The organism is Sphingosinicella soli, assembly GCF_014199685.1.
Classification (GTDB): Bacteria; Pseudomonadota; Alphaproteobacteria; order Sphingomonadales; family Sphingomonadaceae; genus Sphingosinicella; species Sphingosinicella soli.
In genome coordinates, this window is sequence record NZ_JACHNZ010000001.1 from 75622 (window position 1) to 91899 (window position 16278).

General features: G+C 64.8%; 14 protein-coding genes. 13 read left to right on the forward strand and 1 reads right to left on the reverse strand.

Features of this window, described 5'->3' with window-relative positions:
- Positions 1 to 42: 42 nt before the first annotated feature.
- Positions 43 to 786 carry a triose-phosphate isomerase gene (gene tpiA / locus GGQ98_RS00395; protein ID WP_243451597.1) on the forward strand — a complete coding sequence of 248 codons (744 nt, stop codon included), beginning with the start codon at positions 43 to 45 and terminating at the stop codon, positions 784 to 786.
- Between the two features lie 3 nt (positions 787 to 789).
- Positions 790 to 1842: a phospholipase A gene (locus GGQ98_RS00400; RefSeq protein WP_184063425.1), complete on the forward strand. Its 1053-nt coding sequence runs from the start codon at positions 790 to 792 to the stop codon at positions 1840 to 1842.
- A gap of 50 nt (positions 1843 to 1892) precedes the next feature.
- Here GGQ98_RS00400 and GGQ98_RS00405 read toward each other — a convergent pair whose 3' ends face one another.
- Positions 1893 to 2201 carry a GIY-YIG nuclease family protein gene (locus GGQ98_RS00405; protein ID WP_184063428.1) on the reverse strand — a complete coding sequence of 103 codons (309 nt, stop codon included), beginning with the start codon at positions 2199 to 2201 and terminating at the stop codon, positions 1893 to 1895.
- Positions 2202 to 2350: 149 nt separating this feature from the next.
- Between GGQ98_RS00405 and secG the strand changes: the two genes are divergently transcribed.
- The 11 genes from secG to ilvD all read left to right on the forward strand — a co-directional run bounded on the left by secG (position 2351) and on the right by ilvD (position 16146).
- Positions 2351 to 2746 carry a preprotein translocase subunit SecG gene (secG, locus tag GGQ98_RS00410; RefSeq protein WP_184063431.1) on the forward strand — a complete coding sequence of 132 codons (396 nt, stop codon included), beginning with the start codon at positions 2351 to 2353 and terminating at the stop codon, positions 2744 to 2746.
- 80 nt (positions 2747 to 2826) lie between these two features.
- Positions 2827 to 4458: a CTP synthase gene (locus tag GGQ98_RS00415; RefSeq protein ID WP_184063434.1), complete on the forward strand. Its 1632-nt coding sequence runs from the start codon at positions 2827 to 2829 to the stop codon at positions 4456 to 4458.
- 565 nt (positions 4459 to 5023) lie between these two features.
- A complete protein-coding gene (proS, locus tag GGQ98_RS00420) occupies positions 5024 to 6313 on the forward strand; it encodes a proline--tRNA ligase (RefSeq protein ID WP_184063437.1) in 1290 nt (429 codons plus the stop codon).
- Entirely contained in the window at positions 6310 to 7557 is a 1248-nt protein-coding gene (locus GGQ98_RS00425) for a lipoprotein-releasing ABC transporter permease subunit (RefSeq protein ID WP_243451598.1), read from the forward strand. The genes proS and GGQ98_RS00425 overlap by 4 nt, the downstream gene beginning before the upstream one ends.
- Positions 7550 to 8230, forward strand: coding sequence for an ABC transporter ATP-binding protein (locus tag GGQ98_RS00430; RefSeq protein ID WP_184063439.1), 681 nt, complete (start codon positions 7550 to 7552; stop codon positions 8228 to 8230). Before GGQ98_RS00425 ends, GGQ98_RS00430 begins: the two co-directional genes overlap by 8 nt.
- Positions 8227 to 8832, forward strand: coding sequence for a GNAT family N-acetyltransferase (locus GGQ98_RS00435; protein WP_184063442.1), 606 nt, complete (start codon positions 8227 to 8229; stop codon positions 8830 to 8832). Before GGQ98_RS00430 ends, GGQ98_RS00435 begins: the two co-directional genes overlap by 4 nt.
- Positions 8833 to 8835: 3 nt before the next feature.
- Complete coding sequence (dnaE, locus tag GGQ98_RS00440) at positions 8836 to 12279, forward strand: DNA polymerase III subunit alpha (RefSeq protein ID WP_184063445.1); 3444 nt, start codon at positions 8836 to 8838, stop codon at positions 12277 to 12279.
- Between the two features lie 197 nt (positions 12280 to 12476).
- Complete coding sequence (locus tag GGQ98_RS00445) at positions 12477 to 12770, forward strand: hypothetical protein (protein ID WP_184063447.1); 294 nt, start codon at positions 12477 to 12479, stop codon at positions 12768 to 12770.
- 150 nt (positions 12771 to 12920) lie between these two features.
- The gene (locus tag GGQ98_RS00450; protein ID WP_184063450.1) at positions 12921 to 13703 is read left to right on the forward strand and encodes an enoyl-CoA hydratase-related protein; all 783 of its coding nucleotides are present in this window, start codon (positions 12921 to 12923) and stop codon (positions 13701 to 13703) included.
- Entirely contained in the window at positions 13700 to 14431 is a 732-nt protein-coding gene (locus GGQ98_RS00455; RefSeq protein ID WP_184063453.1) for an N-formylglutamate amidohydrolase, read from the forward strand. The genes GGQ98_RS00450 and GGQ98_RS00455 overlap by 4 nt, the downstream gene beginning before the upstream one ends.
- Positions 14428 to 16146 (forward strand): dihydroxy-acid dehydratase, encoded by a 1719-nt coding sequence (gene ilvD / locus GGQ98_RS00460; RefSeq protein WP_184063456.1) that lies wholly within the window; start codon positions 14428 to 14430, stop codon positions 16144 to 16146. Before GGQ98_RS00455 ends, ilvD begins: the two co-directional genes overlap by 4 nt.
- Positions 16147 to 16278: the final 132 nt, after the last annotated feature.

Here is a 16278-nt window from a genome sequence, read left to right on the forward strand (position 1 = left end):
GGCGGTTGCTAAGGCGGTTCTCAAATGGACATGGAGAGTTTGATGGACAAGCCGATGCTGGTGGCGGGCAACTGGAAGATGAACGGGCTGCAGGCCGCGCTTGCCGAGGTGGAAGCGATCGCGCGCGCGGCAGACGGCGCGCCGTCCCGCGTCGAGGTTGCCGTCGCCCCGCCGTTCACGCTTATCGCCCGCGCGAAGGATGCGGCGGCGGGTTCGCGGCTGCGGATCGGCGGGCAGGATTGTCATGCGAATCCTTCAGGCGCGCACACCGGCTGCATTTCCGCGACGATGCTCGCCGATCTCGGCTGCGACTTCGCGATCGTGGGCCACAGCGAGCGCCGCACCGACAACGGCGAGACCGATGCGATCGTGAAGGCGAAGGCGACGGCGGCGATCGGCGCGGGCCTGCGCGCGATCCTCTGCGTGGGCGAAACGGAAGCCGAGCGCGATGCCGGGCGTCATCTCGATGTCGTGGGCGCTCAGCTCGTCGGTTCGCTCCCCGATGCGGATCCGGCGAGCGTCGTCATCGCCTACGAGCCCGTGTGGGCGATCGGCACGGGCCGCACGCCGCGCGCAAGCGACGTCGACGAGATGCACAGCGCCATCCGCGCGCGCCTTGTCGCCCGCTACGGCGAGGAGGGCCGCGGCATCCTCATCCTCTACGGCGGCTCGGTGAAGCCTTCGAATGCGGCGGAACTGTTCGCGGTGCCCGAGGTCGGCGGCGCGCTCGTGGGGGGTGCGAGCCTCAAGGCTGCGGATTTCCTGCCGATCATCGCGGCGGCCTGAGGCGTGCGCACCGCCGTCGCCGCGCTGCTGGCATCCACGCCGGTGGCGGCGCAGGTTCGACTTATCGTCCCGGAAACGCCCGCGCCGCGCTCCGGCACGTTCGAGGTGATCTTCCTCAACGAAGGCACGGTCGCCGCGACGCTCGAAGCCCCCGCCGCGATCACGGTCGCGGAGGGCGAGGCCGCGCTGGAAGGATCAGCCCCCGCGCAGATCGCGCCCGGCGGCTTCGCGCGCGTCCGCTACCGCCTCGGCGTGGCGGCGGCGGCGGCGCCCGCGCCGCAGGTGGCGGTCGCGGCCTCCACGGCCACCCCGCAGGAAGCCGAATCCGGCGGCCTCGGCCGTTTCGAAACCTACGAGCCGATGTACGCGCTCGTCGGCGCAAACCCGTCCGATGCGAAACTTCAGCTCAGCTTCCGCTACCGCCTCTTCGGCCATCAACCCCGCGAACTCACCACCGGCGGCGGCAGCCGCGAATGGCGGGCGGGGGTCTATTTCGCCTACACGCAGCGCATGTTCTGGGATCTTTCGCAGGAATCGATCCCGATGTCCGACATCACCTTCAGCCCGGAGCTGTTCCTGCGCGCCGTCTCGCCGGGCTCGACCAGCGTGGGCGCACCGATGCTCGGCATCCAGGCCGGGCTGCGGCACCAGTCCAACGGCGAGGACGGCGCGGACTCGCGCAGCTTCAACACGGTCTATGTCGAGCCCTCCGTCGGTTTCGGCCTCGGCAACGGCTGGACGCTGACCGCCGCGCCGCGTCTGCTCGCCTACGTCGGCAGCAGGGAAGGCAACGAGCGGATCGCGCGCTATCGCGGCTACACCGGGCTGACGCTCAATCTCAAGCAGGCCGACGGCCTGGGCATCCGCACCTACGTGCAAGGCAATATCGAAGGCGGTCGGGGCAGCGCCGAGATCGACGTCAGCTATTCGCTGCGCCGCTGGACCAGCCTCAACCTCTATCTCTACAGCCAGCTCTACACGGGCTACGGCGAATCCCTGATCGACTACGACGAACGCAACACCCGCCTGCGTTTCGGCATCGGCATCGTCCGCTAGGGATCTGAGCGCATATGGATGCTGAAACGAGTTCAGCATGACGTCATGGGTTACGGGAGTGGCGGAAAACCCAAGGTTTCGCCGAGGTCGCGCCATTCAGGGTTCGCGGCTTCGATAAGGTTGATCTTCCATGCCCGGTGCCAGCGCTTGAGCTGCTTTTCACGTTCGATCGCGGCGGCCATCTCCCCTGAATATTCCAGCCAGACCAACCGCTTCACCCCGTAACGCGATGTAAATCCCGGGGCATCGCCAAGCCGATGCTCGCTAAGCCGTCGCTCGATATCCGACGTGACCCCGATGTAGAGCGTTCCCCGAGGCTGGTTGGCGAGAATGTACGTGCAGGGACTCAGCGGTGTCACCCTTCCTTACTCGTCACCCTGAACTTGTTTCAGGGTCCATGCGCCGCTTCAAGCCGCTCCTCCGCCCGGAGCCGTGCCGCAACGCTTGAACTCCTGTCCCCGCGTCGTTATGTGGCCAGCAGAAATTCGCCAGAAATGATCGGTTCCGCATGTCCACCGCGCTGATGCACTTTGTCCTTGTTGTCCATTCGCTGATCGCGATCGCGCTCGTCGCGGTGATTCTGCTTCAGCGCAGCGAGGGCGGAGCGCTCGGTATCGGGGGCGGCCCGGGCGGGCTGCTCACGGCGCGGGGGGCGGGCAACCTGCTCACCCGGTCCACGGGCGTTCTGGCCGCGCTGTTCCTCAGCACCAGCATTCTGCTCGCCGTGCTGGCGAGCCTCGCGAAGGCGCCGACGTCGATCGATACGTCGCTCGTCCCCACAGAGGCGCCCGCGTCCGGCCTGCCTGCAACGCCGGTCGTTCCGGATGCCGCGCCCGCCGACGACTCGCTGCCCATGGCGCTGCCTCCGGCGCCCGCACGCGACGACATTCCGACCGCGCAATAAAGTCATCCACGGAAAAAGTCCCGCCGCCGCCTCGAATCGGGTGGCGGTTCATCCCTTTGCTCGCCTATAGGTCTCCTCCCATGGCGCGGTACATTTTCATCACCGGCGGCGTGGTTTCCTCGCTCGGAAAAGGTCTTATGGCAGCAAGCCTCGCGGCGCTGCTGCAGGCGCGCGGCTATACCGTGCGCATCCGCAAGTTCGATCCGTATCTGAACGTCGATCCGGGCACCATGTCGCCCTATCAGCACGGCGAGGTCTACGTCACCGACGACGGGGCGGAGACCGACCTTGATCTTGGCCACTACGAGCGCTTCACGGGCGTGCCGTCGCGCCAGTCCGACAACATCACCTCGGGCCGCATCTATCAGCAGATCATCGCCAAGGAGCGTCGCGGCGACTTCCTCGGCGCGACCGTGCAGGTCATCCCGCACGTCACCGATGCCATCAAGGCGTTTGCCCTCACCGATACGGACTGTCTCGATTTCGTGCTCTGCGAGATCGGCGGCACCGTCGGCGACATCGAATCGCTGCCGTTCATCGAGGCGATCCGCCAGCTCAGGAACGATATCGGCGCCGAAAACGCCTGCTTCGTCCATGTCACGCTGGTGCCGTTCATCGCCGCCGCCGGCGAGCTGAAGACCAAGCCGACGCAGCACAGCGTCCGCGAACTCACCAGCCTCGGCATCCAGCCGCAGGTGCTGGTCTGCCGCTGCGAACATCCGCTGCCGGAAAGCGAGCGCGCCAAGATCGCGCTGTTCTGCAATGTCCGCACGGAAGCCGTGATCCCGGCGCTCGACGCGAAAAGCATCTACGCGGTGCCCCTCCAGTACCATGCCGAGGGGCTGGACCGCGAAGTGCTGCGCGCTTTCGGCATAGAGGCGAACACATCGCCGAACCTGTCGCGCTGGGACGATATCATGGACCGGCTGAACAACCCCGAAGGTGAAGTCACCATCGGCGTCGTCGGCAAGTATGTGGGGCTGCAGGACGCGTACAAGTCGCTGCACGAGGCGCTCGTCCACGGCGGCATCGCCAACCGCGTCAAGGTCAACGTCAAGTGGCTGGATGCGGAGCTGTTCGAAGGGGAAGGGGCCGAGCCCCAGCTTCTCGAACCCATGCACGGCATCCTGGTGCCCGGCGGCTTCGGCGAGCGCGGCAGCGAGGGCAAGATTTCCAGCGTCGCTTTCGCGCGGGAGCGCGGCGTGCCGTTCTTCGGCATCTGCCTCGGCATGCAGATGGCCTGCATCGAAGGCGCGCGGAACGTCGCGGGCATCGCCAAGGCGTCCACCACCGAATTCGGGCCCACCGACGAACCCGTCGTCGGCCTCATCAGCGAATGGATGTCCGCCGAAGGCCTCCAGAAGCGCGAGGCGGGCGGTGATCTGGGCGGCACCATGCGCCTCGGCGCGTTTCCGGCGAAGCTCGGCGCGAACAGTGTCGTGGGCAGCATTTACGAAGCCACCGACATTTCGGAACGCCACCGCCACCGTTACGAGGTGAACGTCCACTACAAGGATCCGCTCGAAAAGGGCGGCCTCGTCTTCTCGGGCATGTCACCGGACGGTGAACTTCCCGAAATTGTCGAACGACCCGACCACCCCTGGTTCATCGGTGTCCAGTTCCATCCCGAACTGAAGTCGAAGCCGTTCGATCCCCACCCCCTGTTCGCCAGCTTCATCGCCGCCGCGCTGAAACAGAGCCGCCTCGTCTAAACCCCTCCCTCGCCCCAACGGGGAGAGGGCCGGGGAGAGGGGCAAACAAAAACCCCAAACGACCCCACTGGCAAAATAGGATTGCAGGAGTCATGCTCGGCAGCGGCACAGCGTGTCCGCCTGCTCTTTGAAATCGCGAAATTCAGTTTTGGCCTCCACTTCGCTTACTTGACGCGGATCGGCCGCGTCTTTTGAGCGACAGCCAAACGAAAAGCGCCCGAGCCTTTCGGCCCGGGCGCTCTCGTGACGAGTCATTTAACGTCCGCGAAGATCAGGCCCTCTGTTCCCCCATCGGGCCTTCTCCTGCTAGCGCGCCGTCGTTGTTCGCGTCGCGCTGCCTCCCCCAACCCTGGTGCCCTCCCACAGGCGTTACCGGATCAGATGCAGGAGTGTTACGGTGCCGATGCCCCTCCCGACAAGATAGTGTCACGTCCGATGCACATTAATTTCGATAGGTGTGGATATGATGCAACAATATGCCTCAGGCCGGGTGCATGACGGGCGGATGAGGAATCCCTGATTGGGCAGTTGCTTGCGCGACAGCCCGTGCTAGACAGCGCGCACCATGCGACTATCCCGCTATTTTCTTCCGCTCCTCAAGGAAACCCCCACCGACGCGCAGATCGTCAGCCACCAGCTGATGCTGCGGGCCGGTCTCGTCCGTCAGACTTCGGCCGGCATCTATGCCTGGCTGCCGGTCGGCCTTCGCGTGCTCGACAAGATCGCCGATCTTGTCCGCCGGGAACAGGACCGCGCGGGCGCCATAGAGCTGCTGATGCCCACGATCCAGTCCGCCGATCTCTGGCGCCAGTCCGGCCGTTTCGACGCCTACGGCCCGGAAATGCTGCGTTTCAAGGATCGTCACGAGCGCGAGATGCTCTATGGGCCGACCAACGAGGAGATGATCACGGCGTTGTTCCGTGATTCCGTCCGCAGCTACCGCGATCTGCCGCGCACGCTCTATCATATCCAGTGGAAGTTCCGCGACGAGGTGCGCCCGCGCTTCGGCGTCATGCGCGGCCGCGAATTCCTGATGAAGGATGCCTACAGTTTCGATCTGGACGAGGCGGGCGGCAAGGTTTCGTACAACGCCATGTTCGACGCCTACCTGCGCACCTTCGCCGCGATGGGCCTCAAGGCCGTGCCGGTGCGCGCGCCGACCGGCCCCATCGGCGGCGACATGAGCCACGAGTTCCACATTCTCGCCGAAACGGGCGAGAGCGAAATCTTCTACGACTCGGCGATCGAAGACGTTGACGTCACCGATCCCGATGCCGTGGCGAAGCTCTCGTCGATCTACGCGATGGAGGCTGAGGAGCACGAGAAAGTCGTCGATTGCCCGGTCCCGGCGGAGCGTCTGCTCAGCCGCCGTGGCATCGAGGTCGGGCATATCTTCTTCTTCGGCACCAAATATTCCGCCGCGATGGGCCTTTCGGTGCAGGGACAGGACGGCAAGCCGGTCATCCCGCAGATGGGCAGCTACGGCGTCGGCGTCTCGCGCCTTGTCGGCGCGGTGATCGAGGCCTGCCACGACGAAGACGGCATTGTCTGGCCCGATGCGATCGCCCCGTTCAAGGTCGGCCTCATCAACCTGCGGAGCGGCGATTCGGCCTGCGACGTCGCTGCCGACGATCTTTACGCCAAGCTGCAACGCGCGGGCATCGAGACGCTCTACGACGACCGCGACGAACGCGGCGGCGCCAAGTTCGCAGGCATGGACCTCGTCGGCATCCCCTGGCAGATCGTTGTCGGGCCCAAGGGTGTCAGCGCCGGTGTCGTCGAGCTGAAGCACCGCAAGACCGGAGAGCGCCACGAGCTTTCTGTCGATGCCGCACTGGCAAAGCTGGCGGGATGATTTCCCGCTACGAGCGCATGATCGCGCGGCGCTATCTGCTGCCGGGCCGGGGCGAGGGGTTCATCTTCCTCGTCGCATCGATCAGCCTCGTCGCCGTCGCGCTCGGCGTTGCCGCGCTCATCGCCGTCATGTCGGTGATGAACGGCTTCCGCGCCGAGCTTTTCGATCGCATCCTCGGCCTCAATGGCCACGCCGTCGTTCAGGGTTACGGGGGCCGCCTGCCGGATTGGGAGCCGCTGCTCACCAAGGCGCGGGCGCTTCCCGGCGTCGTTCAGGCAGAGCCGATCATCGAGCAGCCGCTCATCGGCTCCTACAAGAGCCGCGCCGAAGGCGTGCTTCTGCGCGGCATGCTGATGGACGATATCCGGGGCCTCAAGCTCATTGCCGATAACGTAAAGGCAGGCCGCCTCGAAGACCTTGCGCTCGAAGGCAATTTCGTCGCCATCGGCGCGCGCCTGTCCGAATCGCTCGGGGCCGGGGTGGGGGACACGATCAGCCTCATTTCGCCCGACGGACAGGTGACGCCATTCGGCACCACGCCCCGCATCGTCCCCTACCAGATCGGCGCCGTGTTCGAGGTCGGCATCTTCGATTACGACAAGGCCTTCGTGCTGATGCCGCTCGATCGCGCGCAGACGTTCCTGCGCATGGGCGACAACATCGGCATGATCACGCTGACCACCACCGATGCCGACCGCGCCGACCGTATCCTCCAGCCGCTCGCACCCGCGCTTGCCGGGCGCGGCGTCATTATCGACTGGCGGCAGATGAACGGCGTGCTGTTCGAGGCGCTTTCCGTGGAGCGCACGGTGATGTTCGTCGTCGTCGGCTTCATCATCCTCGTGGCGGTGTTCAACATCCTCACCAGTCTCATCATGCTCGTCCGCGCCAAGACGCGCGATATCGCCATCCTGCGCACGATGGGCGCGAGCCGCGCAGCGATGATGCGCATTTTCGTCACCGTCGGCACGCTGATCGGATCGGCTGGAATCCTGCTCGGCCTCGGCCTCGGCTTCCTGTTCCTGCATTATCGACAGAACATCGTGATGGGCGTTTCGAAGATCACCGGTGTCGATCTCTGGGATCCGCGCATCCGCTATCTCACGGAACTTCCCGCCAAAACCGACATGGTCGAAGTCACCGCCATCGTCTCGCTGGCGCTGGTGCTGAGCTTCCTCGCGACGATCTACCCGGCGTGGAAGGCCGCGAGCACCGACCCCGTGCAGGTGCTGCGCTATGAGTGACGTGCTCGCCGTAAAGGGCCTCTCGCGCAGTTTCCGGCAGGGCGAAGTGGTGATCGACGTTCTGCGCGGTGTCGATCTTACCGTCGCCCCCGGCGAGATCGTTGCGCTGCTCGGCCCTTCGGGGTCCGGCAAGTCCACCATGCTTCAGGCGATCGGCCTTCTCGAAGGCGGCTTCGACGGTTCGATCGTCATCGACGGCCGCCCCGCCGAGAAGCTCTCCGGACAGCAACGCACGGAAGTGCGCCGCGACAAGCTCGGCTTCGTCTATCAGTTTCACCACTTGCTGCCGGACTTCAACGCGCTCGAAAACGTCGTGCTTCCGCAACTGATCGCGGGCCGCGACATGGCGTCGGCGGAGGTCAAGGCGAAGTCCCTGCTCAGCGACCTCGGCCTCGGCGAGCGTCTGGACCACCGGCCGTCCCAGCTCTCCGGCGGCGAGCAGCAGCGCGTGGCAGTGGCGCGGGCGCTCGCGAACGAGCCGGTGCTGGTGCTCGCTGACGAGCCCACCGGCAATCTCGACGAAGCGACCGCGCAGCGCGTGCTCGCCGAGTTCCTGCGCGTCGTACGCAATCACAATTCCGCAGCAGTCATCGCCACGCACAACACGACCCTCGCAAGGCAGATGGACCGCACCGTGGAGCTGCATGAAGGGCAGCTGGTCGAAAGACGATGAACCCGTGGCGGGATCAGGTTCGCCTCGAAGGGGGCAATGTCGCGCTTCTTCCGCTCGAAACGGCGCACGCGGAAAGCATTGCCGAGGTTTCAGGCGACGGCAGGCTTTGGGAACTGTTCTACACGCGCGTCCCGGCGCCCGGCGATGTGAAAAGCTGGCTTGAAACCGCACTGGCCGAGAAGGCCGCGGGCCGAGCGATGCCGTTCGTGGTCGAGACGGAGGGGCGCATCGTCGGCGCCACGCGCTACCTGCGCATGAACGAAGCATATCGGCGCCTCGAAATCGGCGCGACCTTCTATGCGAAGTCGGTGCAGCGATCGGCGGTGAACACGCAGTGCAAGCTGCTGCTTCTCAGCCATGCCTTCGAAGTCATGGGCTGCAACGTCGTCCAGATCCGCACGGACTGGCTCAACCATGCCTCGCAGCGCGCGATCGAACGGCTCGGCGCGAAGCGGGACGGGGTGCTTCGCAATCACCAGATCGCAGCGGACGGCCGCTTGCGGGACATTGCCTGCTACAGCATCATTTCAGGCGAATGGGCGGGCGTGAAGCAGAATCTCGAATTCCTGCTATCGCGGCACCGGGAGCCTGCGCCAGAATAAGCCATGCCCGAATCGCGTTTTGTCCATCTCCGCATCCAGTCTCCCTATTCGATGCTGGAGGGCGCGGTTCATGCGAAGGACGTCGCCAAGGCGTGCCTCAAATACGGCATGCCTGCTGCTGCCGTAACAGACAGAAACAACATGTTCGCGGCGATGGAGTTTTCGGAAAAACTCGCCGACGCAGGCATACAGCCGATCATCGGAACACTGCTGTCGGTTGCGCGCCCCGGCACGCCGCAGGCGGGGAGCAAGCCGGCGCAGGATTGGCTCGCGCTGCTCGCACAGGATGAAAAAGGCTACGGCAACCTCATCCGCATCGTTTCCCGCGCGCATCTCGAGTCCGATCCTGTCGACGGACCGAACGTGCCGCTTATGGACCTGCAAGGACTGACGGACGGCCTGATCGCGCTCAGCGCGGGGCCGGACGGCGCGCTTGCAAGGTTATTGGCGCAAGGGCAGGCGGATGCCGCCAATGCCTATGCGGACGTGTTGCAGGCTCTGTTTCCGGATCGGCTCTATATAGAGCTGTCGCGCACACACAATCCGATCGAGGATGGCGCTGAGCAGCCGCTGATCGCGCTCGCGCACGCAAGGAACCTGCCGCTGGTGGCGACCAATCCGGTGGCCTTCCCGGACCGCAGTTTCGCTGCCGCGCATGACGTTCTGCTTTGCATCGCGGACGGCGCTTATGTGGAAACCGAAGGGCGCCGTCGCGTTTCCGAAGAGTGCTGGCTGAAATCGCCCGACGAGATGATCCGGCTGTTCGACGACGTGCCCGAGGCGATCGACAACACGCTCGTCATCGCCCAGCGGTGCGCGGTGATGGCGCCCTCGCGAAAGCCGATCCTGCCGAGCCTTGCAGGCGACGTGGAAGGCGAGGCGGCGATGCTCGTCGATCAGGCCCGGCTCGGCCTTGCGCGCCGTCTCGAAGGCCGCACCGATACCGACACCTATGCCGAGCGCCTTGAATACGAGCTCGGAATCATCAACAAAATGGGGTTTGCGGGTTACTTCCTGATCGTTGCGGATTTTATTCAGTGGGCAAAGGGGCAAGGCATCCCCGTCGGGCCGGGGCGCGGATCGGGCGCCGGCTCGGTCGTTGCATGGGCGCTGACGATCACCGATCTCGATCCGATGCGCCTCGGCCTGCTGTTCGAGCGCTTCCTGAACCCCGAACGTGTCTCGATGCCGGACTTCGACATCGATTTCTGCGAAACCCGTCGCGGCGAGGTGATCCGCTACGTTCAGCAGCGCTACGGTCGCGATCAGGTGGCGCAGATCATCACCTTCGGAACGCTGAAAGCGCGCGCCGTTCTGAAGGACGTCGGCCGCGTGTTGCAGATGCCTTACGGGCAGGTGGATCGGCTGGCGAAGCTGGTGCCCAACCACCCCACCGATCCGTGGACGCTCGACCGCACCATGAACGGCGTCGCTGAATTTGTTGCCGAAACGAAGCGCGACCCGGCGGTCGAAAACCTCGTCAACCTCGCGATGAAGCTCGAAGGCCTGCCGCGCCACGCCTCCACGCACGCGGCGGGTGTCGTCATCGGCGACCGCCCGCTCGACGAACTCGTGCCGCTCTACCGAGACCCGCGCTCGGACATGCCCGTCACCCAGTTCGACATGAAGTGGGTGGAGAAGGCGGGCCTCGTCAAGTTCGACTTCCTCGGTCTCAAGACGCTCTCCGTTCTGCAGCGGGCGCTGGACCTTCTTGCGAAGCGCGGCATCAGCGTCGATCTGTCGACGCTTCCCTGGGATGATCCGGATGTCTACGCGCTGCTGGCGAAGGGCGACACGGTCGGCGTGTTCCAGCTCGAATCCGAAGGCATGCGCCGCACGCTCGCGCAGGTGAAGCCGGACTGTTTCGAAGACATCATCGCGCTCGTCTCGCTCTACCGGCCCGGCCCGATGGACAACATTCCGAGCTTCGCGAACCGCAAGCACGGCACCGAGGCCGTGGACTGCCTGCATCCGAAGCTGGAACCGATCCTGAAGGAAACCTACGGCGTCATCATCTATCAGGAACAGGTGATGCAGATTGCGCAGGAGCTTGCCGGCTACTCGCTCGGCGAAGCCGATCTGCTGCGCCGCGCGATGGGCAAGAAGAAGAAAGAGGAGATGGACGCCCAGAAGGCGCGCTTCCTCGAAGGTGCCGCCGCGCAGGGGGTCGAGAAGTCGCAGGCCGATTATATTTTCGAGCTGGTGGCAAAGTTCGCGGGCTACGGCTTCAACAAGAGCCACGCAGCCGCCTACGCGCTCATCGCGTATCAAACGGGCTGGATAAAGGCGAAGTATCCGGTCGAGTTCTACGCCGCATCCATGGCTTACGACATAACGCTTACCGACAAGCTCAGCGTGTTCATCGACGATATCAAACGCATGGGCGTCGAATGTCTGGCCCCCTGCATCAACAACAGCGAGGCGGATTTCGCGGTGGAGGACGGCAAGGTCCGCTATGCGCTCGCTGGTCTCAAAGGCGTCGGCGAGCGCGCGATGGAGGGCATCGTGGAGGTTCGCCAGGCGGGCGGGCCGTTCAAGTCGCTGACCGACTTTGCCGAACGCATCGATCCGACCCTGCTCAACAAGCGGCAGATCGAAAGCCTCGTTTCAGGCGGCGCATTCGATTGTATCGAGCCCAACCGTGCAAAGGCCTATGCGATGGCCGAAGCTGTCCTTGCGGCTGCGAACGCTGCGGCGGATGCACGCAAAACGCATCAGGGCGCGCTGTTCGGCGGCGCGGGGGGCGGGGCTTCCATCACGCTGATGGCGCCCGGCAGCGTCTCGGCATGGTCGCTCGGCGATACGATGGCGAAGGAACGCGACGCTTTCGGTTTCTATTTCGCCGCGCACCCGCTCTCGGCCTGGCAGCACGTGCTCGATACGCACGGGGCGCGTTCCTACGCGCGCGTTTGCGAAGACGGCGCGCCGTGGGACGGCGGACGCGGCAGCGCGACGATGGCGGGGCTCGTCGAGTCCGTGCGGTGGCGCACGCCCCAGAACGGGCGCAGCAATCGCTACCTGCTTGTCAGCCTCTCGGATTCGAGCGGCCAGTACGTGGCGAGTTGCTTCGACGAGGAGGTCATGCCCGCGCTCGAAGCGGCGGCGGCCGGGCAGGAGGTCATTCTCATCAATGCCGAGCTGCTTTGGCGGGATGGCGAAGAGGCCCCGCGCGTAACGATCCGCGGGCTGACCCCGATTGCCGAATTGTCCCGACACAGCCGGGGGCGCCTCAACCTGAAAGTCTCCGCAGGTTTTGATGCAGCAGCGCTCAGCCGCCTTGCCAATGCCCAGCCTTCGGGCCGCAGCGACATTTATGCGGAAGTCGAGCTGCCGGGAGGTTTTGCCACGATCCGGCTCGCGCGCGGTTTGATGCTCGATTCGGAATTACGCCATATTGTCGAGGGCATTCATGGCGTGACGTCCGCCGAACTCGTCGCTGTAAACTGAAATTCTTCGCAGCGCGGCGCATCGTCGCGGGCCGATTTCTGATGCTTTTCAGAGTTGCAGTGCTGCACTGCGACATGCAATTTGCGTCACACTCAAAAAATGCTTTGACATCAAACTGAGTGGCACTTAAACAGATTTTAGTGGTTTTAAGTAAGACTCAGCAGCGACCCTCCCACACGGCTCACAGGAGCAAGAATATGAACCGCGTCCTCGTCACTCTCCCCCTCGCAATCGTCGCGTCAGCTTTCTTCGTCAGCGCATCCGTAACGCCGGCGCATGCCGCAACGGGCGTTTGCGCCGCCATGCCCGCGGACATTCGTACGGTTGCTGACAAAGGCGACGCCGAAGCTGCAAAAAAGGCGCTGAAACTCGTGCGCACCGGTGAACTGCTGTGCGATGCCGGCAACGAGCGCGCAGCGAAGAAGAAATTCGAAAGCGCCTATAAAACTCTCGGCGTCGCCGAAGAGGAATACGCGCAGCTCGCGAAGTAAGCTCCCCCAAGGCCCATTGCGGCCTTCATGGGCTGCGGCAGTGATGTCGCAGCCCATTTCTTTGCGCGCGAAGCCGGGCATTTACGGTTGCGAGGCGGCCGAGCGCGTGACATTGGAGCCCCGGTTCGACACCGGACAGGACGGGGTGAAATGACCGACGCGTTGCAACTCCAGATCGAAGGGCCGGTCGCGCGCATCGCCTTCAACCGCGCGGACAAGCGAAACGCCATTTCACAGGCGATGTGGGAAGCGTTGCCGCGCCTTGTCGAGTCTGCAGTGGCGCAGCGCGCTGTTCGCATGCTTATCATCCAGTCCACAACGCCGGCGATGTTCTCGGCAGGTGCCGACATCGGCGAGTTTGCCGAAAAAGCCCGCGATCCGGTGTGGCAGGCCCGAAACCGCCAGGCGCTGCGCGGCGCCCAGCTCGCCATTTCGCGCGCGCCGATTCCGACGCTTGCCGTCGTGGACGGCGACTGCGTGGGGGCAGGGTGCGGCATCGCGCTTGCCTGCGATATCCGGATCGCCTCGTCGCGGGCACGTTTCGGTATCACTCCGGCGAAGCTGGGGCTCGTTTATCCGCTGCACGATATCAAGTTGCTCGTCGATCTCGTCGGGCCGGGTCAGGCGCGGCGCATCCTTTACACGGGCGAACTGCTATCGGCTGACGAAGCGCTTGTTATCGGCCTCATCGAGATGGGTACGACCGTGGAGGCGCTGAGCCGCGAGGTGGACTTGCTGATCGAGCGGATCGTCGAGAACGCGCCGTCAAGCATTGCCGGCCTCAAGGGGTTCGTGCGCCGCGTGCTCGATGGCGATCGCGACGACGATGCGGCAAGCGCGGCGATGTTTGATGCGGCCTTCGCTGGCGCCGATTTTAGCGAAGGGCTGGCGGCATTCGCCGCGCGCCGCAAGCCGGTGTTCGCCGATCGATGAGGGCTGCCGAATATCTGCCCGGCACACCGGGCCGCCTGCTTATCATTGCCGACCACGCATCGAATGCCGTTCCGGTGGAAATTGCGCTCGGGGTCGGCGCAGCGGACCTCCAAAAGCACATCGCATGGGATATCGGCACTGCGGCGCTGGCACGGAGCCTGTCGGCTGCGCTTGCCGCACCGGCAATCCTCGCGACTGCATCACGTCTCGTGGCGGATTGCAACCGCGCGCCCGAGGACGACGGGGCGATCCCGCCTGCAAGCGACGGAATTCCCGTGCCGGGCAACGCGCTCGGCGCCGACGCGCGGCAAGCGCGCCTCGCGGCGTGGCACGAACCCTATCACGCCGCGATCGCCGATGCGCTGGACCGGCTGAGCCCGCGTCTGCTTGTCTCGATCCACAGCTTCACGCCGGGCCTTGCCTCTCGCCCCGAGGAAACGCGGCCTTGGCAGGTCGCGCTGCTCTACAACCGAGACGACCGCGCCGCACGGATCGCCATGCGCGTCCTCGCCGCCGAAGGTTTGACGGTGGGCGACAACCAGCCCTATTCAGGCGCCGTCTACGGCTACACGACGGACCGTCATGCGGAGGCGAGGGGGCTCGCCTATCTCACCTTCGAGATCCGCCAGGATATGCTTGCGGATGAAGGCGCGATTGCCGCATGGACGCAGCGTCTCGGTCGTGTCATTGGCAGCTTCGAATCCGAGCTTGTGGAGGTAATATCATGACGACATTCGACAAATCGAAATTGCCGAGCCGTTATGTCTCCGTTGGGCCGGAGCGCGCGCCGCATCGGTCGTATTATTATGCAATGGGTCTGACGGAAGAGGAGATCGCGCGGCCCTTCGTCGGTGTCGTCTCGGCGGGCAACGACAGTGCGCCGTGCAATACGACGCTCGACTATCAGGCCGACATTGCACGCAAGGGCGTTCACGCCGCAGGCGGCTTACCGCGCCGGTTCAACACGATCACCGTTACCGACGGGATCGCGATGGGTCATCAGGGCATGAAATCTTCGCTCGTCAGCCGCGAGGTGATTGCGGACTCGGTGGAGCTTTCGGTGCGGGGTCACTGCTATGATGCCATCGTCGGCTTTGCGGGTTGCGACAAGTCGCTGCCGGGAATGATGATGGCGATGCTGCGGCTGAATGTGCCGTCGATCTTCGTTTATGGCGGGTCGATCCTGCCGGGGCGCCATGAGGGGCGTGATCTTACGGTGCAGGATGTATTCGAAGTAGTCGGACAGTATGCGGCCGGCAAGTGTCCACTCTCACACCTGACCGCGATCGAGAAGGCGGCGTGCCCGGGGCACGGCGCGTGCGGGGGGCAGTATACGGCGAACACGATGGCGTGCGTGGGCGAGGCGATCGGGCTGAGCCTGCCGAACAGCAACATGGTGCCGGCACCCTACGAGACGCGCGACGACATCGCCGAAGCGGCGGGGCGGCAGATCATGAAACTGATCGAACTGAACCTGCGCCCGCGCGACATCTGTACCCGCGAGGCTTTCGAGAACGCGGCGCGCATCGTCGCGGCGACGGGCGGATCCACCAACGGCGCCCTGCACCTTCCGGCCATGGCGTCCGAAGCGGGCATCGAGTTCGACCTGTTCGATGTCGCGGAGATATTCAAATCAACGCCTTACATCGCGGACCTGAAACCCGGCGGCAACTACGTGGCCAAGGACATGTACGAGGCGGGCGGCGTGTACATGGTGATGAAGACGCTGCTTGCAGGCGGCTTCCTGCACGGCGACTGCATGACCGTGACGGGCAAGACGCTGGGCGAAAACATCGAGGAAGTGACCTGGAAATCCGACCAGAAGGTCATCCGCGAGGTTTCAAACCCGATCACACCGACGGGCGGCGTCGTCGGCCTGAAAGGCTCGCTCGCCCCCGATGGCGCGATTGTGAAGGTCGCCGGCCTCGCAAGCCTCGTTTTCGAGGGACCGGCCCGCGTGTTTGATTGCGAGGAGGACGCGTTCGCTGCCGTCGAGAACAGCCAGTTTGAGGAAGGCGAAGTTCTCGTCATCCGCTACGAGGGCCCCAAGGGCGGCCCCGGCATGCGCGAAATGCTCGCGACCACCGCCGCGCTCTATGGGCAAGGCATGGGCGACAAGGTCGCACTCATCACCGACGGTCGCTTCTCCGGCGCAACGCGCGGCTTCTGCGTCGGTCACGTCGGCCCCGAAGCCTCTGACTGCGGCCCCATCGCGCTGATCGAGAACGGCGACCGCATCCGTATGGACGCTGTCGAGGGCACCATAGACCTCCTCGTCGAGGACGATGTTCTCGCCGAACGCCGGTCCCGTTGGCAGCCCCGCGTCAACGATTACCAGTCCGGCGCGCTCTGGCGTTACGCCCAGAACGTCGGGCCCGCCAGCAAGGGCGCCTGCACGCACCCCGGCGCCCGCAGCGAGCGCCACGTCTTCGCCGACATCTGACCGAGACGAGAGCGGCGTGGTCGATACCGGCGACAGGGGTAGCGGCTGGACGGGGATGGTTCTGGGCGACGGCGGGATCGTGACATCGCCGCGGCTTTCATGCTGCGGCGGGATCGCCGACCAGACCGGCTC